This window comes from Allobosea sp. GW822-FHT05A11, assembly GCF_058800455.1.
In genome coordinates this window covers 283,526-308,322 of the sequence record NZ_JBXAMI010000003.1, presented here as the reverse complement: position 1 = coordinate 308,322, position 24,797 = coordinate 283,526, and the positions used below count along the sequence as shown (strand labels likewise).

The window sequence follows — 24,797 nt, the reverse complement described above, 5'->3', positions numbered from 1 at the left end:
CGTACTCTTGTGAACGGCGCCCGTGGGCGCTGGGTCTACGCGGCGGTGGTTGCCGCCCGTCTCCGGAACGCCGCGCGGCGCTCGGGGGAAGGGCGGCGGCGGGCCGGAAAGGCCCGCCGCCTTGGATATCAGTGGTCCGAGCCGGTGATACGCGGCAGCGTCTCGAACTGGTGGAACGGCGGCGGCGAGGGCAGCGTCCATTCCAGCGTCGTCGCGCCTTCGCCCCAGGGATTGTCACCGGCGAGCTGCTTCTTCGCGAAGGCGACGATGATGCCGTAGAAGAACACCAGCAGGCCGAACGCGAAGATGTAGGAGCCGATCGACGACACAAAATGCCAGTGCGCGAAGGCGTCCGGATAGTCCACATAATGACGCGGCATGCCGGCGAGCCCGAGGAAGTGCTGCGGGAAGAACAGCACGTTGGCGCCGACGAAGGCGATCCAGAAGTGCAGGCGGCCGATCCAGTCGGGGATCACATAGCCGCTCATCTTCGGGAACCAGTAGTAGAAGCCGGCGAAGATGCCGAACACGGCGCCGAGCGACAGCACGTAGTGGAAATGCGCGACGACGTAGTAGGTCGCGTGCAGCGAGCGGTCGACGCCGGCATTGGCCAGCACGACGCCGGTGACGCCACCGACGGTGAACAGGAAGATGAAGCCCATCGCCCAGAGCATCGGCGCGGTGAAGCGGATCGAGCCGCCCCACATCGTCGCGATCCAGGAGAAGATCTTGATGCCTGTCGGCACCGCGATCACCATCGTCGCGAACACGAAATAGCGCTGCGTGTTGAGCGACAGACCGGCCGTGTACATGTGGTGAGCCCACACGATGAAGCCGACGACGCCGATCGCGACCATGGCGTAGGCCATGCCGAGATAGCCGAAGATCGGCTTCTTCGAGAAGGTCGAGACGATGTGGCTGACGATGCCGAAGGCCGGCAGGATCATGATGTACACTTCGGGGTGACCGAAGAACCAGAACAGATGCTGGTACAGGATCGGGTCGCCGCCGCCGGCCGGGTCGAAGAAGGTCGTGCCGAAATTGCGGTCCGTCAGCAGCATGGTGATGGCGCCCGCCAGGACCGGCAGCGACAACAGCAGCAGGAAGGCCGTGACCAGCACGCCCCAGGCGAACAGCGGCATGCGGTGCATGGTCATGCCGGGCGCGCGCATGTTCAGGATCGTGGTGATGAAGTTGATTGCACCGAGGATCGACGAGGCGCCGGCCAGGTGGAGCGAGAGAATGCCGAAATCGACCGACGGGCCGGGGTGGCCGGTCGTGGAGAACGGCGGATAGACCGTCCAGCCCGTGCCAACGCCATGCGCACCGGGCGCGCCCTCCATGAACATCGAGATGATCATCAGGATGAAGGCGGCGACCAGCAGCCAGAACGAAACGTTGTTCATCCGCGGGAAGGCCATGTCCGGTGCGCCGATCATCAGCGGCACGAACCAGTTGCCGAAGCCGCCGATGACGGCGGGCATGACCATGAAGAAGATCATGATCAGGCCGTGGCCGGTGACGAAGACGTTGTAGCTCTGGCCGTTGGCGAAGATCTGCAGGCCGGGCTGCTGCAACTCGATGCGCATCATGATCGAGAGGAAGCCGCCGACGAGCCCCGCCATGATCGAGAAGATCAGGTAGAGCGTGCCGATGTCCTTGTGGTTGGTCGACAGGAGCCACCGGCGCCATCCGGTCGGATGGTCGTGATGGGCCTCGTCATGGCCGTGAGCGTGAGCCGCTGTTGCCATCGTTCTTCTCCTCGGCGACTTACTTGGACGCGGCAGCGAACTTGCTGCCCGCGTCTTCGGCATTTGCGAATTTCTGCTTCGCTTCCGCGAGCCAGGCGGCATAGCGCTCCTGGCTGACGACGCGGAACGCGATCGGCATATAGGCGTGGTTCTGGCCGCAGATGAACGAGCACTGGCCGTAATAGATGCCTTCGCGCTCGGCCTTGAACCAGGTTTCGTTCAGGCGACCGGGAATGGCGTCGATCTTGATGCCGAAGGACGGAACCGTGAACTTGTGGATGACGTCGGCGCCGATGACCTGGACGCGGACGGTCTTGCCGATCGGCACGATCGCTTCGTTGTCGACGGCGAGCAGGCGCGGGGCCTCGGCGGCGGCGATCTTGTTGCTGGCGATCGCCTCGGCGCGGGCCTTCTCGTCCAGCATCAGCGAATCGAAGCCGAAATTGCCGCCGTCCTGCACGTATTCATAGGACCAGTACCACTGCTTGCCGGTGACCTTCAGGGTCATGTCGGCCTTCGGGATTTCGAGCTGGAGCTTGAGGAGGCGGAAGGAGGGAATCGCGATGACGACGAGGATGAGGACCGGAATCACGGTCCAGCACACTTCGAGCAGGGCGTTGTGCGTCGTCTTGGACGGGACCGGGTTCGCCTTCTCGTTGAACCGGAAAACGACATAGATCATCAGCGCCAGCACGAAGAGCGTGACGATGGTGATGATGATGTTCAGCCAGTCATGGAACCAGTGGATGAATTCGGCGACGGGCGTGACCGCGCCCTGCAGGTTCATCTGCCAGTCGGTGGGCATGCCGGTGCCGGCAAGCGCCGGGACGCTCGCCAGCGCGGCGGCGGCAAGGGCCGTGACGGCCGCTGTTGCAAAGGTCCTGCTCAGAAAACGCATCGATCCCACATGCTCCTCAATCGACCTGCATGGGAGCCGACCGGCTTCGGTCCCTGTTGCGGCTCCATGCATGAAGGGGCGACCGCGAAGTCGCCTCATTCTTCGAGATTGCGATAAATCAAAGATCACGCTTGCGCCAGAGGGACAATGAAGACTGCCCCCAACGGCCGTGCGGCATAATCGCACGAGGCCTTGACCTTGGCTGCGAACCGCCATCGCGCCTTGACAGGACCGGACCTCCATGGTCCCAACGCGGTTTATGGTGAGAGACGGCAGGATTCTTTGGTGCGGTCGGCGTTTTGCCTGAATTCTGCGCTTCAGCTGCGGTTTCTGAGTCCGGTTTGGAAGGGATGGCAGGGATGATGAGGATCATCGGGGCGGCAGGCGCGCTGGCGCTGGCGCTCATGGGGACGAGCCTCGCCGCCGGCTCCGCTTTCGCGCAGGGCGCAGTGCGTTCGACACATGGCGACTGGCAGATGCGCTGCGAGGTGCCGCCGGGCGCCAAAACCGAGCAATGCGCGCTCGTCCAGAACGTCGCGGCCGAGGACCGGCCGAATCTCACGCTCCTCGTCATCGTGCTGAAGACGGCGGATCAGAAGAGCCGGCTCCTGCGCGTCGTCGCGCCGCTCGGCGTGCTCCTGCCCTCGGGGCTCGGCCTCAAGATCGACGACAAGGATATCGGCCGCGCCGGTTTCGTGCGCTGCCTGACCACCGGTTGCGTGGCGGAGGTCGTCATGGACGATACCCTGCTCGGCCAGCTCAAGGGCGGCAAGAGCGCGACTTTCATCGTATTCCAGACGCCGGAGGAGGGGGTGGGCGTGCCCATTTCCCTCAATGGCTTCGGCCCGGGTGTGGAGGCGCTGCCGTGATCGATCAAACTCTTCGCCAGGGCCGCTGGCTCGCCCTGCCGCTGCTCTGCCTCGGCCTGGCCGGCTGCGGTTCGTCGTCGTCGGGGCAGCCGGGCGCGATGCAGACGTTCGGCAACATCGTCATGTTCCAGTCCGCGACGCGGCCGGCCCCGGACCCGCTGCCGACGGACGACAACCAGGACCAGCAACTGGTCTGCCCGGAGGTCATCGTCTCCGAAGGTGGGGCCGCGATCCGCGCCCAGTCCGGACAGGATTCGAGCGGCCTGCGCTACCAGATCTCGATCACCAACGTCGCGCGCGAATGCAATGCGACCGGCAACGGCACCTTCCGGCTCAAGGTCGGCGTCGAGGGACGCGTGCTGCTCGGCCCGGCCGGCAGCCCGGGCAACTACGGCGCCACGCTGACCACCACCGTGATGCGCGGGACCACCGTCCTCGGCAAGCGCAGCGCGCGTGTCGGCGGCACGGTCCCGTCCGGCCAGGGCGGCGTCGATTTCACCCATGTCGAGGAAGGCATCATGGTGCCGGCCGGTCAGGGCGACGTCGATATCTTCGTCAGCCTTGGCGGTGGCGGGCCTGCTGCGCCGTCGCGCAAGCGCCGCCGGTAAAGCCGGTTTTGCCGTGAAAGACGACGGCGCGCCGATTGACTAAGACGGCGCGTCTTGTATCTGTGCCGAAGCCGCATATCCCCGCGGGAGAGACCGGACCCGTCAGGGCCCGGCGCCGAAGGCGCAACCGCCCCGGAAACGCTCAGGCAAAAGGGCCGCTGGGGATTTGGCGCTCTGGAAAGCGGCGGACAGCAATGTCCGCCCACCGAAGGGTGTAACTCGTCCGGCTTCGCGGCCGGCGGGGAAATCTCTCAGGTCCCAAGACAGAGGGGGCGCGTCCCGGACACTATCGTCCGGGGCTTGCGCTCGATTCTGGAAGGGGCATGCCATGGCTGCCGAGGTCACTACCGATACCGCCGGCGCGGCTGCGCCGCTGAAGACCCCGCTCCATTCGCGCCATGTCGCACTGGGTGCCCGCATGGTGCCCTTCGCCGGTTACGACATGCCGGTGCAGTATCCGAGCGGCATCCTGACCGAGCATAACTGGACGCGCGAGAAGGCCGGGCTCTTCGACGTCTCGCATATGGGCCAGTGCTTCCTGATCGGCCCCGATCACGAGACGACGGCGAAGGCGCTGGAAGCGCTGATTCCCGCCGATATCGTCAATCTTGGCCCTGGCAAGCAGCGCTATTCGCAGCTCCTCAACGAGGAGGGCGGCATCCTCGACGACCTGATGGTGACGCGCTCGATCGATCCCGATGAGGACGGCGCGCTCTATGTCGTCGTCAACGCCGCCTGCAAGGATACCGACTATCCCCATATCGAGGCCCGCCTGCCGTCCAATGTGAAGCTGGTCCGTGCCGAGCATCGCGGCCTGATCGCGCTGCAGGGGCCGGGCGCGGCGGCCGCACTTGCCGCGATCGCGCCTGAAGCCGCCGAGATGGGCTTCATGACCTCGCGCACCATGAAGGTCGCCGGCATCAAGGCCAATGTCAGCCGCTCCGGCTATACCGGCGAGGACGGCTACGAGATTTCCGCCGCCGCCGACAGGATCGGCGAGATCTGGGACACGCTGCTGCTTGACGGCAACGTCAAGCCGATCGGCTTGGGCGCCCGCGATTCGCTGCGCCTCGAAGCGGGCCTGTGCCTCTATGGCCATGACATCGATACCACGACCTCGCCGATCGAGGCCGCGCTCAACTGGTCGATCCAGAAGCGCCGCCGCGAGGAGGGCGGTTTCCCCGGCGCGGCGCGCGTCCAGCGCGAGCTGGCGGAAGGCGTCTCGCGCATCCGCGTCGGCCTGAAGCCTGAAGGCCGCGCGCCGGCTCGCGAGGGCACCGAGATCGCGACGCCCGAGGGCGAGGTGATCGGCGTCGTGACCTCGGGCGGCTTCGGCCCGACGCTCAACGGCCCCTGCGCCATGGGTTATGTCGCCAAGGCCCATTCGGCGCCGGGTACGCAGCTCAACCTGATCGTGCGCGGCAAGCCGCTGCCGGCCGTCGTGGCCACGATGCCCTTCGTGCCCAACGGCTACAAGCGCTGAACCTTTTCCCAGATAACTGACGCCAGGAGGAAACCATGGCCGAGACCCGTTACAGCAAGGACCACGAATATATCCGCATCGAGGGTGACGTCGGCACCGTCGGCATCTCCGACTACGCGCAAGGCCAGCTCGGCGACGTCGTCTTCGTCGAGCTCCCGACCGTGGGCAAGGCGCTGGCCAAGGGTGGCGAAGCCGCCGTGGTCGAGAGCGTCAAGGCCGCTTCCGAGGTCTACGCCCCGGTCTCCGGTGAAGTCGTCGAGGTCAATGGCGAGCTTGAAGCCGCGCCCGGCACCGTCAACGAGGATCCCGCCGGCAAGGGCTGGTTCCTGAAGATCAGGATCAAGGACGCCGGCGAGCTCGACGCCCTGATGAACGAGGCCGAGTACCAGAACTACGTCAAGACGCTCTGACGATGCGTCATCCCGCACGCGCTGCGGCATGGAATGCCGCTGCGCAGATGCGGGACCGTCATCCGGACAAGGCGCCTTCTCGTCGCACGGTCCCGTGTCTGCGCAGCGGCATTCCATGCCGCGGCGCGCACGGGATGACACCCCGAAACGGAATCACCCCATGCGCTATCTCCCGCTCACCGATACCGACCGCGAGGACATGCTCGCGCGGATCGGCGTCTCCGATGTCGACGCGCTGTTCAGCGACGTGCCGGCCGGCAAGCTGCTGAAGGCCCCGGTCGACCTGCCCCGCGCCAAGGGGGAGCTCGAGGTCGAGCGCATCCTCGGCAGGATGGCCGGCAAGAACACCGCCGCCTCGGCCGTGCCCTTCTTCGTCGGCGCCGGCGCCTACAAGCACCATGTCCCGGCGACGGTGGATCACCTGATCCAGCGCTCGGAATTCCTGACCAGCTACACGCCCTACCAGCCCGAGATCGCGCAGGGCACGCTGCAATATCTCTTCGAGTTCCAGACCCAGGTCGCCGCGCTGACCGGCATGGAGGTCGCCAACGCCTCGATGTATGACGGCTCGACCGGCACCGGCGAGGCCGTGCTGATGGCGCATCGCGTCACCAAGCGCCGCAAGGCCGTGCTCTCCGGCGGCCTGCACCCGCATTATACCGCGGTCGTCGAGACCCTCTCCGAGATGGCCAGTGACGAGGTCGTCGTCCTGAAGCCCGACGTCTCGGCCCAAGAGGATATCCTTTCTCAGATCGACGACAGCACCTCCTGCGTCGTCGTCCAGTCGCCGGACGTCTTCGGCAACCTGCGCGACCTCAAGCCGATCGCCGAGAAGGCCCATGCCCATGGCGCCCTCCTGATCGCGGTCTTCACCGAGGTCGTCTCGCTCGGCGCTGTCGTGCCGCCGGGCGCGCAGGACGCCGATATCGTCGTCGGCGAGGGCCAGTCGATCGGCAACGCCCTGAATTTCGGCGGTCCCTATGTCGGCCTCTTCGCCGCCAAGTCGAAATATATCCGCCAGATGCCGGGCCGGCTCTGCGGCGAGACGGTCGATTCGACCGGCCAGCGCGGCTTCGTGCTGACGCTCTCGACCCGCGAGCAGCATATCCGCCGGGACAAGGCGACCTCGAACATCTGCACCAATTCCGGCCTCTGCGTGCTGGCCTTCACCATCCACATGACGCTGCTCGGCCAAACCGGTCTCGCCCGTCTTGCCGAGGTGAATCACGCCAATGCCGTGAAGCTCGCCGACGCGCTCGCCGGCGTCGAAGGCGTGACGGTGCTCAACGACAGCTTCTTCAACGAATTCACCGTGAAGCTGAAGAAGCCCGCCGCCGAGGTCGTCGAGGTTCTCGCCGCCAAGGGCATCCTGGCCGGCGTCCCCGTCTCGCGGCTCCTGCCCAAGGCCGGGCTCGACGACCTGCTGATCATCGCCTCGACCGAGGTGAATACCGATGAAGACCGGGCCGCCCTCGTGGCAGCGCTCGTGGAGGTGCTGTGATGCTGAACCGTCAGGGACGTCCCACCCAGGCCGGCGAGGCCTCGCATGAAGAGCACCTCACCTTCACCGGCAACAAGGCTCTGCAGCAGATCGAGCCGCTGATCTTCGAGATCGGCCATCACGAGGCGACCGGCGTCGACATCGACAAGCCGGCGCCGTTCAAGTCGCGGCTCGGCAAGCATGCCCGCCAGGGCGAGATCGGCCTGCCCGGCCTCTCCGAGCCCGAGACGATGCGCCACTATGTGCGCCTCAGCCAGAAGAACTACGGCATCGACACCGGGCTCTTCCCGCTCGGCTCTTGCACGATGAAGCACAATGCCCGCCTCAACGAGAAGGTGGCGCGGCTTCCGGGCTTCTCCGACGTGCACCCGCTCCAGCCGACCTCGAGCGTGCCCGGCGCGCTCGAACTGATGCTGGAACTCGCCCGCTACCTGATGACGCTCACCGGCATGCCGGCCGTGGCGCTGTCACCGAAGGCCGGCGCCCATGGCGAGGCCTGCGGCATGATGGCGATCAAGGCTGCCATCGCCGCCAAGGGCGAGGGCGCGACCCGCAATGTCGTGCTCGTCCCCGAATCGGCTCATGGCACCAACCCGGCCACCGCAGCCCTGATCGGCTTCTCGGTGAAGGCGGTTCCGGCCCGTCCGGACGGCACGGTCGCGGTCGAGGACGTCAAGGCCCTGCTCGGGCCGGACATCGCTGCGATCATGCTGACCAACCCGAACACCTGCGGCATCTTCGAGCCGCAGATCGTCGAGATCGCCGCGGCGATGCATGAAGCGGGCGCCTATTTCTACTGCGACGGTGCCAACTTCAACGCCATCGTCGGCAAGGCCCGTCCGGGCGATCTCGGCGTCGACGCGATGCATATCAACCTGCACAAGACCTTCTCGACGCCCCATGGCGGCGGCGGTCCCGGCGCCGGACCGGTCGTGCTCTCCGAACGCCTGGCGCCCTTCGCGCCGGTGCCCTTCATCCATGTCGAGAACGACAAGCCGCACCTGATCGAGTCGCGCGGGGAAGCGCCGGCGGGCAACAAGCCCTTCGGCCGCATGACCGCCTTCCACGGCCAGATGGGCATGTATGTCCGCGCGCTCGCCTACATGCTGAGCCACGGCTCGGACGGCATGCGCCAGGCTTCCGAGGATGCGGTGCTGAACGCGAACTATATCCGCGCCGGCCTTGCCGACCTGATGTCGCTGCCCTTCCCGGACCATCCCTCGATGCACGAGGTACTGTTCGACGACGAATGGCTGAAGGGCTCGGGTGTCTCGACGCTCGATTTCGCCAAGGCGATGATCGATGAGGGCTACCACCCGATGACGGTGTATTTCCCGCTCGTCGTCCACGGCGCCATGCTGATCGAGCCGACCGAGTCGGAATCAAAGGCGGCGCTCGACCTCTTCATCGCGACGCTGCGCGACCTCGCCATCGCGGCCAAGGGCAATGACAAGGAGCGCTTCACCAGCGCCCCGCATCACGCCCCGATCCGCCGCCTCGACGAGACCCGCGCCGCCCGCTCGCCGGTGCTGAAATGGGAAAAGCCGGCTCCGGCCCAGGCGGCGGAGTAAGGCGCCTCCCGCCATGCTGACGGCATTCGTCAGCATGGTGAAGGATGCTGATCGCTTCTTAAGCATTCCTTGACCATGTCGCGGAATGATCCCCCGGTGCCGCTCTCTGCGGCCCGGGGGTTTTCATGTCTGCGCGTCCCTCCATCCTCGCTCTTGCGGCTGCGGCTCTGCTGGCCTCGACGGCGCTCGTGCGTGCCAACGAGCCGAGCTACGGCCCCAACACCTATGACCGCACGCTCGAGGCGCTGATCGCCCATGAGGACGTCGCCAATCGCGGCGGCTGGCCCAAGGTGCCGGCGAGCGTCACTGCGCTGAAGCCGGATTCGCAAGGGCCGGATGTCACTGTTCTGAAGCAGCGTTTGCTCGCCAGCGGCGATCTCGCGTCCGAGGCCATTGCCGGCGACGTCTATGACGCCAACGTGACCGAGGCGGTGAAGCGCTTCCAGCGTCGGCACGGCCTGTCGGATCTGGGCACGGTCGGGCGCCTGACCCTGAAGGCGATGAACACGCCGGTCGAATCGCGCCTGAACCAGCTCACCGCGACGCTGGAGCGCCTCAAGGGCAACGGCTTCAACTTTGCCAGCCGCTATGTCGTGGTGAACATCCCCGGCGCCAGCGTCGAGGCGGTCGAGAACGGCACGGTCGCCCAGCGCCATCTCGCCATCGTCGGTCGCCCGGACCGGCCCTCGCCGGTGATCCAGGCCAATATCACCTCGGTGAACCTCAATCCCTACTGGACGGCGCCGATGTCGATCGTGAAGGCCGACATCATCCCGCATATGCGCAAGGATCCAGGCTTCATCGCCAAGTCGAACATGAAGCTGCTCGGCGCCGAGAACAAGGAAATCGATCCGGCGAGCGTCAACTGGGCGACGCTGAAGAGCCCCTATTTCTACGTCCGGCAGGAGCCGGGGCCGACCAACTCTCTCGGCCAGCTCAAGATCGACATGCCCAACAGCGAAGCTGTCTACATGCACGACACGCCGAAGAAGACGCTGTTCCGCAACGACGTGCGCTTCAACTCCTCCGGCTGCGCCCGCATCGAGGGCGTCCGCGACCTCGCCGCCTGGCTGCTGGAAGGCTCGGAATGGACCCGCCAGTCGATCGAGGACGAGATTGCCAAGGGCGAGCGCAAGAACATTACGCTGAAGAAGTCGGTCCCGGTCGCATGGGTCTATCTCACCGGCTGGCAGGGTGCCGACGGCCAGGTTCAGTTCCGCGACGACATCTATGGATTGGATACGCCGCAAGGCATCGTCACCTCGACGATCCAGGCCCGCAAGCCGAAGCCGAAGGCGGCGGTGATCCCGCCGGCAAGGCCTGTGGCGGCGCCGATAGCAGCCTCGGGCAATCCGCCGGCAGCGACGGCGACCGCTAGCAACTGAGCGCGCTCAGGGGCGCTTCAGGATCGCCATGACTGCGTCGATCGCCTCGGCGCGAGCCTTCGGGTCGCTGCCGATCGTGACCATACCGTCGGGCCGCTGGGAATAGGCGGCCTTGCGCTCGCGCAGTTTCAGGTGCGGATGGTCGAAATCGTGATAGGCGCCGGGAAAGCCGACAAAACGTGCCCCGCCGCTGCGGGCCAGTTCCTCGCAAGGAGCCGCCGGCGTCCAGTCGTCGGCCAGCCCCTGGAAGATCGCGGTATCGGTCTGCGCCTGCCAGCCGCGCTTCAGGATGACGCGGCAGCCGGGATAGAAGGCGATGACATGGCGCAGGCGCTTGGCCTCAGGCACGCCCGCGACGCGCAAAGCCGTCGAGCCGCCATTCGACCAGCCGATCAGAGCGATGGGCTGCTTGGCGGCGAAATCCTGTTTCTCCAGCCAGTCGATGGCGGCGAAGGCATCGCGCGCACGGCCAGCCGGCGTCAGCGCGCGCTCGCGGTCATTGCATAAAGCCTTGATGCCGCGCGGCCCGAAGCTGTCGACGAGGAGCACGGCATAGCCGGCGCGGTTGAGGCGCTCCGACCAGTCGCTCTCGCGGAGATTGATCTCGCCCGAGCGCCTGTAGAGCCCGGCGCAGCCATGCAGGCCGATGACGACCGGGAAGGGGCCTGCCCCAGCAGGCCGCGCCAGCCAGCCGACGAGACCAACCGAATCGCGCGACGGAAAGCTGACCTTTTCGAAGGCGCTCGCAGGGCCTGCTGCCGCAGCGACGGAGACGATCGCGATGAGCACACGGGCAAGGCGGCCGATCATCTCGAAACTCCTGGGGTCGCCGATGCACGGCAGATTGCGGTGACGGCCCGCATCCCGCATCGGGATTCCGACAGGAGAGGGGCAAAGAAAAACGCCGCGTCCTTGCGGGCGCGGCGTCGATCGATTGAGCAATCGGCTTAAGGCTCAGTTGAGCTTGGCCTTGACCTCGGTCAGCCCTGCCGCGAAGGCGGCTTCACCAGCCTTGCCGGCCATCTGGCCGCGCAGGATGGTCTCGGCGGCCTTGGTGGCGGCCTCCGCAGCCGCGGCGCGAACCTCGGCCTCGGCCTGGCTCTCGGCCTGGGCGATCTTCTCCTCGGCCGCCTTGGTGCGGCGCGCGACGAAGTCGGCAAGCTTGGCTTCGGCTTCCGCCGCGAGACGCTTGGCCTCGCTATTGGCGGAAGAGACGATCTCGGCAGCTTCGGCCTCGGCGGCCTTGCGCTTGGCATCGTACTCGGCGAGCAGCTTCTCGGCCTCCTGACGCAGACGGCGGGCTTCCGCCAGCTCCTGCGCGACCTTCTCGCCACGCGAGTCGAGCGCCTTCACGATCGCGCCCGGCACGCCGAACTTGACCAGGATGGCAAGGAAGATAACGAGCGCGACGCCGACCCAGAAAGTATCCATTTGAACTCTCCTCAGCCGTGCGTCAGGGCCTGGTCGACAGCCGCCGACGCCTCGCTGGCGCTCGGAGCCTGACCGGTCAGCTTGGCGACGATGGCGACGGCGATGTCGCTGCCGAGATCGCGCACATTGCCCATCGCCTTGGTCTTGGTCTTGGCGATGGTCGCCTCGGCCTGCGCCATCTTAGCGGCAAGCTCGGCCTCGGTGGCGTGACGCTGGGCGTCGCTCGCCTTGGCGCCGGCGTCGCGCGCCGTCTGGGCGATGCCCTGGGCGTTCTTGCGCGCTTCGGCGAGGGCCTTCTCATAGGCCTGCGCCATGTCCTCGGCCTTGGCCTGCATCTGCGTGGCCTGGTCGAGATCCCTGCCGATCGTCTCGGCGCGCTCTTCCAGGATGGAGCCGAGGCGCGGCAGCGCGACCTTGGACATCAGCCAGTAGAGAGCGGCGAAGGTGACGGCGAGCCAGAACAGGTTGCTGGCGAAGTGCGCGGGGTCGAAGGGCGGGAAGGAAGCCTTCTCGCCGCTCAGGCCCGGAGTGGCAGCCTGCGCCGCACCCGCCGCCAGAGTGGCGAACGAGCCGACAGCCAGAAGCCATCCTTGTCGCGCGAACCCTGAAGATCGAACCGGCATAGCGTGCCTTTCAGCGCTTAAGATACGGAACCGTCGCGCGTCGGCCGGAAATGGCCCGAACGCGCGACGAGAAAGCGGTCGACGAAAGCGTCAGACCACGAAGAGCAGCACGAGCGCGACGACGAACGCGAAGATGCCCAGACCTTCGGCGAGCGCCGCGCCGATGAACGCGCGGGGGAACTGGCCGTCGGCGGCCGACGGGTTGCGCAGAGCGCCCGAGAGGAAGTTGCCGAAGATGGTGCCGACGCCGATGGCGGCGAGGCCCATGCCGAGCGAGGCGAGGCCGGCGCCGATGAACTTGGCTGCAACAGGATCCATGGTGTTTCTCCAGTGTGGAAGGTTTTGACGGGTGGGATGAACTCTCGCGAGCGCTGCCCCTGGCCTCAGTGGCCGGGGTGCAGCGCGTCGTTGAGATAGACGCAGGTCAGGATCGCGAAGACATAGGCCTGCAGGATGCCGACGATGACCTCGAGCGCCGTCAGCGCAACCGCCAGCAGCAGCGGCAGCGGCGCGATGGCGTAGTTCAGCGCAGCACCCGAGCCCAGCAGCACGACGACGAAGCCGCCGAAGACCTTGAGCGCGATATGGCCGGCGAGCATGTTGCCGAACAGACGAAGCGAGAGCGAAACCGGGCGCGACAGGAAGGACACGGCCTCGATCAGCACCATGAAGGGCAGGAGCCAGCCGGGCACCCCCGACGGCACGAACAGGCCGAAGAAATGGCTGCCATGCTTCACGACGCCGTAGACCACCACAATCGTCATGACGAGCAGCGCCAGGGCGGCGGTGACGATGATCTGGCTGGTGACGGTGAAGGAGCCGGGCAGCAGGCCGAGCAGGTTGCTCGCCAGCACGAACATGAACAGCGAGAACACGAACGGGAAGAATTTCAGGCCGTCCTTGCCCATCACGCCCGTCATCGTCGATGCGACGAATTCATAAGCCATCTCGGCGAGCGACTGCAGGCGGCCGGGGACGACCGCACGCTGGCTCGAGCCATAGATCATGATGGCGGAAACGACGGCGAGCACGATCACCATCCACAGCGAGGTGTTGGTGAAGGAGAGGTCGATGCCGAACGGCTTCAGCTCCACGATCGGAGCGATGTGGAATTGGTGGATCGGATCGATTCCGCCGCCGGCCGCCATGGTCTCGTTCCTCGTCGCGCGGCCTGAATGGCCGCCTTTCGATCAATTGTCCTTCGGACCGCCCTTCGACCCGGAGGTCGGACGCGAACCGAGCCGATAGACGGATCTGAAGCCCGCGATGGTTCCGATCACCATGAAGGCGATCAGCAGGAACGGAGAGGTTCCCAGCCACCGGTCGCCGAGGTACCCGATCAGGGCGCCTGCGATGATGCCACCTGCGAGATCCGTCGCGGCGCGAAAGCCTGAGGACATCGCGCCCGCAAGCGCCTTGTCCTCTCCAACCGGGCTCGCGCCCGGCTTTTCGTTCTCTTCCGCCCGCTTGATCGCGGTCTTCAGGGAACCCAGTCTTGCGCGCAACTCCGAGTCTGAGGCGTTTGGGTCGGGTTCGGACATGGTCTTGGCCTCCGTCTTGATCGCGTTTACGTCGCGATCCCGCGAAAAACCACTATAACCACGACCAAACCCGCGCATCGAGCCGTCGTCAGCACGGCCTCCTTTATTGGCAGCCCCCGGCGCTGTCAAGACAGGGGGATAATGTCTAACGCATTGGAATATATATAAATTCTGGCAAAGTGCGACAATCTCGCCGCATTGCGGGAGCGAATGTGGCATTTTTTCAGCGGCGCCGGCGGGTTTTCCCAAGGCGTTCGTGATCAAAGCAGCGCAACAGCCAGGCCGTCATTCTCGGGCGGAGCGGAGCGCAGGCCCGAGAATCTCGGGACGAGAGACCTTAGGAGCCTCCTTCTGTCTGAGATGCTCGGATCAGGCCCGAGCATGACGGCGCACCTCGCTTTTACCCGGCCTCGCGGATGCGCTCTGCCGTCGCGAGGTCGACCGATACCATCTGGCTCACCCCGCGTTCCGCCATGGTCACCCCGAAGAGGCGCTCCATCCGCGCCATGGTGATCGGATTGTGCGTGATCAGGATGAAGCGGGTTTCGGTATTGCGGGCCATGTCGACGAGCAGGTCGCAGTAGCGCTCGACATTGGCATCGTCGAGCGGCGCGTCGACCTCGTCGAGCACGCAGATCGGCGAGGGATTGGTCAGGAACACCGCGAAGATCAGCGCGGTCGCGGTCAGCGCCTGCTCGCCGCCGGAGAGCAGCGTCATCACCTGCGGCTTCTTGCCGGGTGGCCGCGCGAAAATCTCCAGCCCGGCATCAAGGGGGTCTTCCGAATCCACCAGCCTGAGCTCGGCCTCGCCGCCGCCGAACAGCACGCCGAACAGCCGCTGGAAATGGCCGTTGACGATATCGAAGGCAGCGATCAGCCGCTCGCGGCCTTCGCGGTTGAGCGCCCCGATCGCCTGTCGCAGGCGGCGGATCGCCTCGGTCAGGTCATCGCGCTCGCCGGCAAGCCCTTCGCGCTTGGCCTTCACCTCGGTCAGTTCGTCCTCGGCGCGCAGGTTGACCGCGCCGAGCCGTTCGCGCTCGCCCTTGAGATTGGCGAGCCGCCGCTCGACCGCTTCCGGCTCCGGCAGCGGATCGCCCGGCTTGATGCCGGCGATCGATTGCAACCCGTCGAGACCGGTATCGAGACCATCCTCGATCTGCCTGATTATGTCGGCGACGCGCTGGCGGGCGGCCTCGAGCCGCGCTTCGGCCGAGGCCCGTCGTTCGCGGGCGCTGGACAGGCCTTCGAGCGCGATGCGGGCCTGCCGATCAGCCTCTGCCAGGGTCGTCTCGCCGGCGGCGAGCCTGTCGGCCGCCTCCCGGCGCGCTGCCTCGGCCTGCTCGATCTCGGCGACGAGCCGCCGCCGCTCGGTCAGGAAGGTATCGGGCGCTTCGAGAAGTGTCTTCTGCTCGGCGCTCGCGGCGTCGATTCGCCGCCGCGTCTCCTCGGCGCTTTGCAGGCTGGCGGCGGTGCGCTGCTTCCAGGCGCGAACGTCGGCCGCGATGGCCTCGCGGCGTCGGGTCCGCAAGTCCGCTTCGCGGGCCAGCGTCTGGACGCGGGCGCGAGCATCGGAGGCGGTGGCGCGGGCTTCGCCAAGGAGCACGCGAGCCTTGAGCAGGGTGTTTTCCAGTTCGGCGGAGGCGGGCAGGGCGGAAAGCCCCGTCTCCTGAGCGGCGACCTGCTGCTCGGCTTCGGACACCGCCTGGCCGAGGCGTTTGATCGCCTCAGTCAGCGTCGAGCGCTTGACCAGCGTTTCTGCCGCCTTGCGCTCGGCAGCAGTCAATTGCTCGCGGGCCTGGTCGACGCCTCGCCGTGCTTGCCGTGCCGCTTCGATCGCTGCGGTTTCGCCCTGCGCGGCCTGTCGCGCCTCTGCACTCACGGCTTCCAGCGCCTGGCGTGCGGCCTCAGCCGCTTCCCGTGCAGCCTTGGCCTCGCGTTCCAGATCGGCGAGGCGGTTCTTCTCGGAGAGTCGTCGTGCCGCGGGCGAGGGGGCGTCGGCCGCGCTGGTGAAGCCGTCCCAGCGCCAGAGATCGCCTGCCTTTGATACGAGTATCTGCCCCTGCCTCAACGCCCGCCGCAGAGCCTCGCCCTGATCGGGCGTGACGACGCCGATCTGCGCCAGCCGCCGCCACAGCGCGGCGGGCGCCTTGACATGGGCCAGCAGCGGCTCGGCGCCCGCAGGCAGGGCGGGGTCGTCCCGGCCTTCACCGGTATCGTCCCAATGCGCGGGGGCGGTCGCCTCGGTCGAGGCGTCGAGATCGTCGCCAAGCGCGGCGCCGAGCGCGACCTCATAGCCCTTGGCGACGCTGACCGCTTCGAGGACCGCCGGCCAGCGATCGCCGGCCGCAGGCGCCAGCAGCTTGCGCAGCGTGCCGATCTCGGTATCGAGGCGCTGCGCTCGGCGCTCGGCCTCGGCGAGGGGGCCTCGCTGTGCAGCTTCACGCTCGCGTGTCGAGGTGACGGCGCCGCGCGCCGCAATGACATCCGCATCGGCGGATTTCAGCGCCTTTTCGGCCGCGATCAGCGCCTCGCGCAGCTTGTCGAGCAGCGTCTTCGCATCGGAGGCATCGAGGGTTTCCAGCTCGCGGCGCAGCTTGTCGCGTTCGGCTCCGGCCCGATCTTGCCGTTCACGAGCCTCGCGCAGCGATCGTTCCAGGGCGCCGCGTCGCGCGGCGAGATCGGCCAATGCGCTCTGCGCAGTAACCTGCTCGGCTTCGGCTGCAGCGAGCGCGGCCTCTGCCGCGCGTTGCGCCGCCGCTGCAGCTTCGGCGCCCGATCCGGCGTCATCGCCTTCCAGGCCGAGCGCGGCATCCTCTTCCGCCAGCCGGGCGAGACTGTCGGAGGCATCCCGTCCGATGCTCTCCTGCCGCGACAGGTCGGCCTGCAATTCGGCGAGGCGCTTGCCGAGTTCCTCAGTGCGCTGGCGGGCACGCCTGTTCTCGGCTTCGAGCTCGTCCAGCCCGCGCTTCAACCTGACCAGAGCGGCGGCGGCGGTCGCCTCGCCCTCGCGCAAGGCCGGCAATTCGTGCGCGGCGATGGCCTGTCGCCTGGCGGCCTCGGCCTGGAGCCCGGTCTGGTCGGCAACGCCGCGCACCGCTTCTTCCAGCACATGCGTGGCCTGCGCCTCCTGGGCGCGGGCGTCGTGCAGGGCGATGACGGCGAGCGTCGCCTCGGCCCGGCGGATATCGGAAGCGAGGCTGCGATAGCGCCCGGCCTGTCGTGCCTGACGCTGCAGGGCGTCGATCTGCCCGTCGATCTCGCCGAGCACGTCTTCCAGCCGAGTCAGATTGTCTTCCGCGCCGCGCAAGCGCAGCTCCGCCTCGTGACGACGGCTGTGCAGGCCGGCGATGCCGGCGGCGTCCTCAAGGATGCGCCGGCGCGATTGCGGTTTGGCCGAGATGATCTCGCTGATCTGGCCTTGCCGGACGAGGGCCGGCGAGCGCGCGCCGGTCGCGGCATCGGCGAAGAGGAGCTGGACGTCCTTGGCCCGCACCTCCTTGCCGTTGATGCGGTAGGTCGAGCCTTCCTCGCGCTCGATCCGGCGCGTGACTTCGAGCACATCGGCTTCGTTGAAGGCGGCCGGCGCCTTGCGGTCGCTGTTGTCGAGGGTCAGCGAGACCTCGGCCATGTTGCGGGCCGGGCGCTCGTTCGAGCCGCCGAAGATGACGTCGTCCATCCCCGAGCCGCGCATGTTCTTGAACGAGCTTTCGCCCATCACCCAGCGCAGCGCTTCGACGAGATTGGACTTGCCGCAGCCGTTCGGACCGACGACGCCGGTCAGCCCGGGCTCGATCAGGAACTCGGTCGGCTCGACGAAGGTCTTGAAGCCGGCGAGCTTGAGGCGCGTCAGATGCATGGGCGCGCCGCTATTCTTCCTTCTCCCCTCGGGGGAGAAGGTGTCTGCGTAGCAGACGGGTGAGGGGCGGTTCGCGCTGCCCGGCCCGTGCTTCCCTCATCCGTCAGCGCTTCGCGCTGCCACCTTCTCCCCCGAGGGGAGAAGGGATCGCGCGCGAAAACGCTCCGCTCAATTGCCGAGGAGCGGCTCCAGGATCTTGTCGAATTCGGCGATCGTGAGCGCACCGGATCGCTTCTGCCCATTGATGAAAAAGGTCGGCGTCGAATCCACGCCAGCCTTGGCCCCACCGTCCTTCACCACCGTGACGGCGTCATAGATGTCCTGGCGTTTCAAGCAGGCTTCAAAGGATTCCTGTGTGAAACCGGCCTGTTTCACCAGCGATGAGAGGGCATCGACCGGCTTGTCGGTAAAGGCCCAGTTGCGCTGCTGCGCAAACAGCAGGTCCGTCATCGGGACGTACTTGTCGTTGCCGTTGCAGCGGGCGAGCATGAAACCGGCCGTCGCCAGCGGATCGAGCGGGAATTCGCGCAGCGTGAAGCGCACCTTGCCGGTGTCGATGTATTTCTTCTTCAGCTCCGGCCAGGTCGTCTCGTGGAAATGCGCGCAATGCGAGCAGGTCATCGAGGCATATTCGACGATGGTGACCTTGGCATCGGCCGGGCCGAGCCAGACGTCCCCGAGGGGGCCGGCATCGGGCAGCTTGGTCTGGGCCCGCGCGGCGTTACCACCGGCGAGCGCGGCAGCGGCGATGCCGGCTGCGCCGGTCAGGAGCTGTCGCCTGTTCGTCATCGTGAAAGATCCTCGGAAGGTCAAAGTCGCTTGGAGCTATAGTGGTCAGTGCGATTGTGGCAAGAGCGCATCCTGCCGCGCACCGCGCTGCTCACGAAGCCGTGTCATCGCCTCGCGTTTTCGCGTTGAGCGCCACCGCCCGGCCAAGCCGGGCCAGCGCCTCGCGCAGGCCCTCGTCGGCGACGCCGGCAACCTGAGCCTCGACGCGAGCAGCCGTCGCTCCGTCCAGCTTGGGCACCGGCTTCGACATGACGGGCGCCGCGACCGGCCCCTGCTTGAGCACGAGCTTGCCGACGGCGCGCCAGCCGAGATGGGTGTTGACGCGCTCGACCAGCAACGGCCCGAGCTGCTGCATCTCCAGTGCGAAGGCGCTTTCGACCCGCACCACCATGGTCGCCGACTCGGAAGCCTCGCCCGGTGCCGGGCGGCGCCGTGGCCAGTCGATCTTGAGCGGGCGCGAGCGCGCCGCCAGCCGCTCGCCTGCGATCTCCGGCCAGAGCGAGACGATGGCGCGTCCCGCGAAACCCTGCGCGGCGAGCGCGGGCGCGATGCAGTCGTCGATCAGCTCTGCGAGGGGTTTGGCGGACATGGCTTTATTGTGGGCGCGGGCACGGTCGCCTGCAAGCGGTGCATGAAGCCGCTTGCGGTCACCCATGGCTGCGCTACATCCGGGTCATGACCCCCGAGGCCCGCGCCGCCGATCTTCTCAACTGGTACGACCGCCATCGCCGCGCGCTGCCCTGGCGTGCGGTTGCGGGCGAACGGCCCGATCCCTATCGCGTCTGGGCCTCCGAGATCATGCTGCAGCAGACCACGGTCACGGCGGTGAAGCCCTATTACGAGCGCTTCATGGCCCGCTTTCCGACAGTGCAGGCTCTCGCCGAGGCGGCTTCGGAAGAGGTCATGCAGGCCTGGGCCGGGCTCGGCTATTATTCGCGCGCCCGCAATCTCCATGCCTGCGCCCAGGCGGTGATGGAGAATCATCGCGGCCGTTTCCCGGATACGGAGGAGGGCTTGCGCGCCCTGCCGGGCATCGGCGCCTACACGGCCGGCGCCGTCGCGGCGATCGCCTTCGACCGGCCGGCTGCCGCAGTCGACGGCAATGTCGAGCGCGTGATGACCCGTCTCTTCGCGATCGCGGACGAATTGCCCGGCGCCCGATCCTTGATTCGCGAGAAGGTTCTGGCGTTGCTGCCGCACGATCGGCCGGGCGATTTCGCCCAGGCGCTCATGGATCTCGGCGCCACGATCTGCACGCCGCGCAGTCCGGCCTGCGGCCTCTGCCCCTGGCGCGAGCCGTGCCAAGCCAGAATTGCCGGCATGCAGGAGAGTTTTCCGCGCAAGGCGCCGAAGAAGGCCGGAGTGACGCGCTACGGCGCGGCCTTCGTGCTGGCGCGTGCGGATGGCGCGATCCTGCTGCGCACGAGACCCGCCAAGGGCCTGCTCGGCGGCATGGCCGAGGTGCCGACCAGCGAATGGCGGGCCGATTACGAACTCGACGGTGCCGCGCAGGACGCGCCATTGCCGCTGAGCTGGACCCAGGTCGTGGAACCGGTCCGCCATGTCTTCACGCATTTCCCGCTGGAGCTGACGGTCTTCACCGGCAGCGTTCCCGAGCGCACGCAGGCCCCGGCCGGGATGCGTTTCACCAAGTTGGCGAACCTTGCCGGTGAACCGCTGCCGAGCCTGATGCTGAAGGTCGTCGAGCGCGCCGGCCTCTATAGCTCGAAGACGCGATAGGTCATCGTCGGCAGTTCGACGGACCATTTGAAATAGCCCTTCGAGTAGATCTTGCCGCGGTTCGGCGGCCAGGGATCGTGGATGCGCAGCGTCGTGCCGGTGCCGTCAGGATTGCCGTCACCGCGCATGCCGACGATGACGATCATGTGGCCGGGGCTGCCGCGACCGGCCGTGTACTCGTCGACACGCCAGAGCATGTCGAACATCAGCGGCCCACGGGCCACCGCCTGCCTGAGCTGCTCGACCGACCAGGACTGGGGCGCGTTGCAGCGCAGCCCATGGATGCGGCCATAGCGCTGGCCGGTCACGATCGCCTGGTCGCTTTCGGAGGAGTTCAGCAGCCCGCCATCGGAGGCGATCATGTCCGGCGGCGTCCTAGCGATGATGATCGGCACGGTCGATTTCTTCATCATCGCCGTCGAGGTCGCCCAGCAGGTCGTGTTGGTCGGCTGCGCGATGAAGGGAACATTGTGCAGGATCGGCGCGAAGGCCTCGGTGTCGTAGAGACAGGATTGGGTCGCAGGTCCCGCCTGGCCATCCTCGACCAGCCAGTTCTTGCGTTGGAAGGCCAGGACCGCGTTGTGGGTCATGGTGCCGAACTGGCCATCGGGCACGAGCTTCGGGATCGGCTTCAGTTTCGCGTTCAGCGCCTCCTGAAGCGTCTTGACCTCGGGTCCGCGGGACCCGTTCTTGAGGATCGTCGCCATGCTGCCGCCCTCGCTGTCCTATGTTCAGGATGCGCGCGCCGGTGGCGAACGCGCATCCTTCGAACATATGACGATAGGGCAGGGGGCGCGAGGCCGGCGGTTCAGGCCGCCGCCATCTGCGCCCTGATCTCGCCGCGCAGCGCGTCGAGCACGGTCAGTCCGCCCTGGCGCTCGACATGCCAGAACGTCCAGCCGTTGCAGGCCGGCAGGCCTTGCGCCAGCGCACCGACCTTGTGGATCGAGCCGACGGCCGGGCCGAGGATCAGCGTGCCGTCGGCGCGGATCACGGCCTTGTGGCGGCGTTTCTCGTCATGGACGGTCTCGCCGGCCTTCACCAGCCCGGCCTCGACCAGGCTGAGGAACGGCACGCGCGGCTCGCTACGCTTGGAGGGCGCGGTCGAAAACGCTTCCGGCGCCAGCGGCGTCACCGCCGCGATGCGCTCGCGCGCTGCCTTGGCGTAGACCGGGTCGCGCTCGAGGCCGATGAAATGGCGGCCCAGAGCCTTGGCGACGGCGCCGGTCGTGCCCGTGCCGAAGAACGGATCGAGGATGACGTCGCCGGGATTGGAGGCCGAGAGCAGCACGCGGGCCAGCAGCGCCTCCGGCTTCTGCGTCGGATGCACCTTGGCGCCGCTGTCGTCCTTCAGACGCTCGTCGCCGGTGCAAAGCGGCAGATACCAGTCCGAGCGCATCTGAAGGTCGTCATTGCCGCCCTTCAGCGCCTCGTAATGGAAGGTGTATTTGGAGGCTTCGCCGCGCGCCGCCCAGATCAGCGTCTCATGCGCGTTGGTGAAGCGCCGGCCGCGGAAATTCGGCATCGGATTGGCCTTGCGCCAGACGATGTCGTTCAGCATCCAGAAGCCGAGATCCTGCAGTGTCGCGCCGACGCGGAAGATGTTGTGGTAGCTGCCGATCACCCACAGCGCCCCATCCGGCTTCAGCACGCGCCGCGCGGCCGCAAGCCAGTCTCGGGTGAAGCGGTCGTAATCGGAGAAGGAGGCGAACTTGTCCCAGTCGTCGTCGACGGCATCGACGAGGCTGTCGTCGGGCCGGCGCAGATCGCCGCCGAGCTGGAGGTTATAGGGGGGGTCGGCAAAGATGAGGTCGACGCTTGCCGGTGGCAGCGCGTTCATCGCCGCGACGCAGTCGCCTACGAGAATCTGATCGAGCGGCAGCTCCCGCGGAGCGCCGATATGTTCGGGAAGGCCCTTGGCCTTCATCCGAGCCCCCAGTGCAGGCCGTCCGGTACGCGAAACCTGAATCCGGACGGGAGCACTGGCGGTCCCGGTACGCAAAACACCCATGACACCAAGACCGTTACGCAACTTCAACGAGGGCGATCTTGGTCGGACAGGGTAAAGGTCGGGTTTCCGCTTTGAAAAAAATGCGTCCCATTCTGGGGCTGCAGATTTTGCCTAGCCCATTGGCAATCAAGAGAAATTCGTAAACGGCGGTTAACGTCTCAGGCTGCCGTAAGGGCAGCTTGCGAGGGCGTTCGGTGAGGTCCGGGAGCCGTGTTTCCCGTCATGGTCGGGCTTGTCCCGGCCATCTACGTCTTCCTTCAGCAAGGGCGGTGTTCAAGACGTGGATGCTCGCCACAAGGGCGAGCATGACGGAGTGAAATACGGCCGAGGTCACGGAGGTCGGACAGAGGCTTCCTCCCCACCGAGGAGCGACGCGCGAGGCCGCGGCCTACCGGAACCACACGCCCTTCACCGGCGCGAAGGAATAGCGGTGTTCCGGGCAGGGGCCGTGCGCGGTGATCGCCTTGCGATGCTGCGGCGTCGCATAGCCGACATGGCTGGAGAAGCCATAAGCCGGATAGCGCTTGCACAGCCGCGCCATCATCCGGTCGCGCGTCACCTTGGCGATGATCGACGCTGCCGCGATCGAGGCGATCTGCCCGTCGCCCTGGATGATCGCCTCGCAGGAACAGGCGAATTGCGGCGGATCGTTGCCGTCGACCAGGATATGCAGCGGTGCCAGCGGCAGGCCGGCCACGGCCCGGCGCATCGCCAGCAGCGTCGCCTGCCGGATGTTGATGGCGTCGATTTCGACGGCCGTCACGCTGGCGACGGAGACGGCCAGCGCCCGTTCCATGATTTCGCCGAAGAGTTCCTCGCGGATCGCAGTCGAGAGCTTCTTCGAATCGTCGAGTCCATAAGGCACGCGCTCGGGATCGAGGATCACGGCGGCGGCGACGACCGGGCCGGCCAGCGGCCCACGTCCGACCTCGTCGATGCCGGCCAGCGGCCAGCGGCCGTTGGCAATGGCGGATGTTTCGCGGTTGAAATCGGCGGGCATGGCGGGGTTATGCAGCAGAGCACAGCGCGGGGCCAGAGCCGTCTTTTCCTCGCCCCACGCAATCGCGTTTGATCGTCATGGTCGGGCTTGTCCCGACCATCCACGTCTTCCTTCCTACAATGCGGTGCCCAAGGCTTGGATGCTCGCCACAAGGGCGAGCATGACGGCGAGAGCAGCCGCCCAACGCCTCAGAACAAACTCAACTGCGCCTTCTCCTTCTCCGGCTTCACGAAGAGATCGGTCCGCAGTCGGCGCCGCGTCGTGTTGAAGCCGATGCGTTCGGCCGCCATCTCGAAGCGCCGCCCGATCATCCAGGCATAGGGGCCGGAGCCGACCATGCGCTGGCCCCATTGCGAATCGTAGTCCTTGCCGCCGCGCGTCGAGCGGATCAGCGACATTACATGCCTGAGCTTGTCGGGATGATGCGTCAGCAGCCATTCCTGCACGATGTCGCGCACTTCGAGTGGCAGCCGGAGCAGGACATAGCCGGCTGCCTCGGCGCCTGCCGCCTTCGCCGCGTCGAGGATGCGCTCGATCTCGTGCTCGTTGATCGCCGGGACGATCGGCGCGACCAGCACCGTGACCGGGATGCCGGCCTCGGAGAGCTTGCGGATCGTCTCCAGCCGCTTGGCTGGCGAGGCGGCGCGCGGTTCCATGCCGCGTGCGGTCTTCGGGTCGAGCGTCGTTACCGAGAGCGCGACCTTAACCAGTCCCTTCTCCGCCATCGGCGCGAGGATATCGATGTCGCGCTGGACCAGCGCCGATTTCGTGACGATGCCGACGGGGTGATTGAACTTTGCCAGCACCTCCAGGATCTGACGCATGATCCGGAGCTTCCTTTCGATCGGCTGGTAGGCGTCGGTATTGGTGCCGATCGCGATCGTCCGCGGCTGATAGGAGGGGGAGGAGAGCTCCTTTTCCAGCAGCGCCGCCGCATCGGGCTTCGCCGTCAGCTTGCTTTCGAAATCGAGCCCCGGCGACAGGCCGAGATAGGCATGGGTCGGCCGGGCGAAGCAGTAGACGCAGCCATGCTCGCAGCCGCGATAGGGATTGATCGAGCGGTCGAAGGAGATATCGGGCGAGTCGTTGCGCGTGATGATGGTGCGCGCCTTCTCATAGGCGATCTCGGTCGAGAACGGCGGGAGTTCCTCCAGCGACCCCCAGCCGTCGTCCTCGGCGACGCGCTGCTCGGCCTCGTAGCGGCCGCCGGGATTGATCGTGGCACCGCGTCCGCGCCGCCTGTCGGGATCGATCTGATGGCCGATATAGGCCATCGGATCGGCGGGTGCGACGACCGGCGCCGAGACGCTCGGCTCCCGGTCGAGCCGCC

Annotated in this window: 22 protein-coding genes, 1 pseudogene and 1 riboswitch; of the genes and pseudogenes, 8 read left to right on the top strand and 15 right to left on the bottom strand. The window is 66.8% G+C overall.

All coding sequences use genetic code 11. The features are described 5' to 3' along the window. Positions 1 to 128: 128 nt before the first annotated feature. Positions 129 to 1,751: a cytochrome c oxidase subunit I gene (ctaD, locus tag AC1RLU_RS11020; RefSeq protein WP_091855893.1), complete on the bottom strand. Its 1,623-nt coding sequence runs from the start codon at positions 1,749 to 1,751 to the stop codon at positions 129 to 131. Positions 1,752 to 1,770: 19 nt separating this feature from the next. Continuing rightward, positions 1,771 to 2,649 (bottom strand): cytochrome c oxidase subunit II, encoded by an 879-nt coding sequence (gene coxB / locus AC1RLU_RS11015; RefSeq protein WP_492795537.1) that lies wholly within the window; start codon positions 2,647 to 2,649, stop codon positions 1,771 to 1,773. A gap of 359 nt (positions 2,650 to 3,008) precedes the next feature. Here coxB and AC1RLU_RS11010 point away from each other — a divergent pair, with 359 nt between their 5' ends. The 7 genes from AC1RLU_RS11010 to AC1RLU_RS10980 all read left to right on the top strand — a co-directional run bounded on the left by AC1RLU_RS11010 (position 3,009) and on the right by AC1RLU_RS10980 (position 10,476). Next, a complete protein-coding gene (locus AC1RLU_RS11010; protein ID WP_492795536.1) occupies positions 3,009 to 3,518 on the top strand; it encodes an invasion associated locus B family protein in 510 nt (169 codons plus the stop codon). After that, entirely contained in the window at positions 3,515 to 4,126 is a 612-nt protein-coding gene (locus tag AC1RLU_RS11005) for a hypothetical protein (RefSeq protein WP_492795535.1), read from the top strand. The genes AC1RLU_RS11010 and AC1RLU_RS11005 overlap by 4 nt, the downstream gene beginning before the upstream one ends. Before the next feature lie 74 nt (positions 4,127 to 4,200). Next, positions 4,201 to 4,294, top strand: a riboswitch (glycine riboswitch). A 160-nt stretch (positions 4,295 to 4,454) separates the two neighbouring features. Beyond that, positions 4,455 to 5,609 (top strand): glycine cleavage system aminomethyltransferase GcvT, encoded by a 1,155-nt coding sequence (gene gcvT, locus AC1RLU_RS11000; RefSeq protein ID WP_492795534.1) that lies wholly within the window; start codon positions 4,455 to 4,457, stop codon positions 5,607 to 5,609. 35 nt (positions 5,610 to 5,644) lie between these two features. Then, positions 5,645 to 6,019 carry a glycine cleavage system protein GcvH gene (gcvH, locus tag AC1RLU_RS10995; protein WP_061964856.1) on the top strand — a complete coding sequence of 125 codons (375 nt, stop codon included), beginning with the start codon at positions 5,645 to 5,647 and terminating at the stop codon, positions 6,017 to 6,019. A 160-nt stretch (positions 6,020 to 6,179) separates the two neighbouring features. Further along, positions 6,180 to 7,520, top strand: coding sequence for an aminomethyl-transferring glycine dehydrogenase subunit GcvPA (gene gcvPA / locus AC1RLU_RS10990; RefSeq protein ID WP_091855889.1), 1,341 nt, complete (start codon positions 6,180 to 6,182; stop codon positions 7,518 to 7,520). Next, on the top strand, positions 7,520 to 9,091 hold the full coding sequence (gene gcvPB, locus AC1RLU_RS10985) for an aminomethyl-transferring glycine dehydrogenase subunit GcvPB (RefSeq protein ID WP_492795531.1): 1,572 nt from the start codon (positions 7,520 to 7,522) through the stop codon (positions 9,089 to 9,091). Before gcvPA ends, gcvPB begins: the two co-directional genes overlap by 1 nt. 125 nt (positions 9,092 to 9,216) lie before the next feature. After that, positions 9,217 to 10,476, top strand: coding sequence for a L,D-transpeptidase family protein (locus AC1RLU_RS10980; RefSeq protein WP_142114936.1), 1,260 nt, complete (start codon positions 9,217 to 9,219; stop codon positions 10,474 to 10,476). A gap of 6 nt (positions 10,477 to 10,482) precedes the next feature. Here AC1RLU_RS10980 and AC1RLU_RS10975 read toward each other — a convergent pair whose 3' ends face one another. From AC1RLU_RS10975 to AC1RLU_RS10935, 9 genes are all read right to left on the bottom strand, one after another. Further along, the gene (locus AC1RLU_RS10975) at positions 10,483 to 11,286 is read right to left on the bottom strand and encodes a dienelactone hydrolase family protein (protein ID WP_492795530.1); all 804 of its coding nucleotides are present in this window, start codon (positions 11,284 to 11,286) and stop codon (positions 10,483 to 10,485) included. Positions 11,287 to 11,430: 144 nt separating this feature from the next. Next, positions 11,431 to 11,907, bottom strand: a complete 477-nt coding sequence (locus AC1RLU_RS10970; protein WP_142114938.1) for a F0F1 ATP synthase subunit B family protein — start codon at positions 11,905 to 11,907, stop codon at positions 11,431 to 11,433. 11 nt (positions 11,908 to 11,918) lie between these two features. Further along, positions 11,919 to 12,530 carry a F0F1 ATP synthase subunit B family protein gene (locus AC1RLU_RS10965; protein WP_492795528.1) on the bottom strand — a complete coding sequence of 204 codons (612 nt, stop codon included), beginning with the start codon at positions 12,528 to 12,530 and terminating at the stop codon, positions 11,919 to 11,921. A gap of 90 nt (positions 12,531 to 12,620) precedes the next feature. Beyond that, on the bottom strand, positions 12,621 to 12,848 hold the full coding sequence (locus tag AC1RLU_RS10960) for a F0F1 ATP synthase subunit C (protein WP_038360954.1): 228 nt from the start codon (positions 12,846 to 12,848) through the stop codon (positions 12,621 to 12,623). 65 nt (positions 12,849 to 12,913) lie between these two features. Further along, positions 12,914 to 13,678, bottom strand: coding sequence for a F0F1 ATP synthase subunit A (locus tag AC1RLU_RS10955; protein WP_061964843.1), 765 nt, complete (start codon positions 13,676 to 13,678; stop codon positions 12,914 to 12,916). 42 nt (positions 13,679 to 13,720) lie between these two features. Continuing rightward, positions 13,721 to 14,149, bottom strand: coding sequence for an AtpZ/AtpI family protein (locus AC1RLU_RS10950; protein WP_162260062.1), 429 nt, complete (start codon positions 14,147 to 14,149; stop codon positions 13,721 to 13,723). A 322-nt stretch (positions 14,150 to 14,471) separates the two neighbouring features. Beyond that, complete coding sequence (locus tag AC1RLU_RS10945; protein ID WP_492795525.1) at positions 14,472 to 17,927, bottom strand: AAA family ATPase; 3,456 nt, start codon at positions 17,925 to 17,927, stop codon at positions 14,472 to 14,474. Positions 17,928 to 18,095: 168 nt separating this feature from the next. After that, positions 18,096 to 18,716 carry a DsbA family protein gene (locus tag AC1RLU_RS10940; RefSeq protein WP_061964837.1) on the bottom strand — a complete coding sequence of 207 codons (621 nt, stop codon included), beginning with the start codon at positions 18,714 to 18,716 and terminating at the stop codon, positions 18,096 to 18,098. Between the two features lie 91 nt (positions 18,717 to 18,807). Next, positions 18,808 to 19,305, bottom strand: a complete 498-nt coding sequence (locus tag AC1RLU_RS10935) for a DUF721 domain-containing protein (protein WP_492795524.1) — start codon at positions 19,303 to 19,305, stop codon at positions 18,808 to 18,810. An 86-nt stretch (positions 19,306 to 19,391) separates the two neighbouring features. On the opposite strand from AC1RLU_RS10935, the pseudogene mutY reads away from it, so the two are divergent. Continuing rightward, positions 19,392 to 20,429 (top strand): annotated as a pseudogene (mutY, locus tag AC1RLU_RS10930) (A/G-specific adenine glycosylase); the annotation flags it as partial. Between the two features lie 5 nt (positions 20,430 to 20,434). Here mutY and AC1RLU_RS10925 read toward each other — a convergent pair. The 4 genes from AC1RLU_RS10925 to AC1RLU_RS10910 all read right to left on the bottom strand — a co-directional run bounded on the left by AC1RLU_RS10925 (position 20,435) and on the right by AC1RLU_RS10910 (position 24,741). Continuing rightward, positions 20,435 to 21,163, bottom strand: a complete 729-nt coding sequence (locus AC1RLU_RS10925; RefSeq protein ID WP_492795523.1) for a peptidoglycan-binding protein — start codon at positions 21,161 to 21,163, stop codon at positions 20,435 to 20,437. A gap of 101 nt (positions 21,164 to 21,264) precedes the next feature. Beyond that, positions 21,265 to 22,467 (bottom strand): site-specific DNA-methyltransferase, encoded by a 1,203-nt coding sequence (locus tag AC1RLU_RS10920; protein WP_142114944.1) that lies wholly within the window; start codon positions 22,465 to 22,467, stop codon positions 21,265 to 21,267. Between the two features lie 388 nt (positions 22,468 to 22,855). After that, positions 22,856 to 23,467 carry a ribonuclease HII gene (gene rnhB, locus AC1RLU_RS10915; RefSeq protein ID WP_492795521.1) on the bottom strand — a complete coding sequence of 204 codons (612 nt, stop codon included), beginning with the start codon at positions 23,465 to 23,467 and terminating at the stop codon, positions 22,856 to 22,858. A 188-nt stretch (positions 23,468 to 23,655) separates the two neighbouring features. Beyond that, entirely contained in the window at positions 23,656 to 24,741 is a 1,086-nt protein-coding gene (locus tag AC1RLU_RS10910) for a PA0069 family radical SAM protein (protein ID WP_082617202.1), read from the bottom strand. Positions 24,742 to 24,797: the final 56 nt, after the last annotated feature.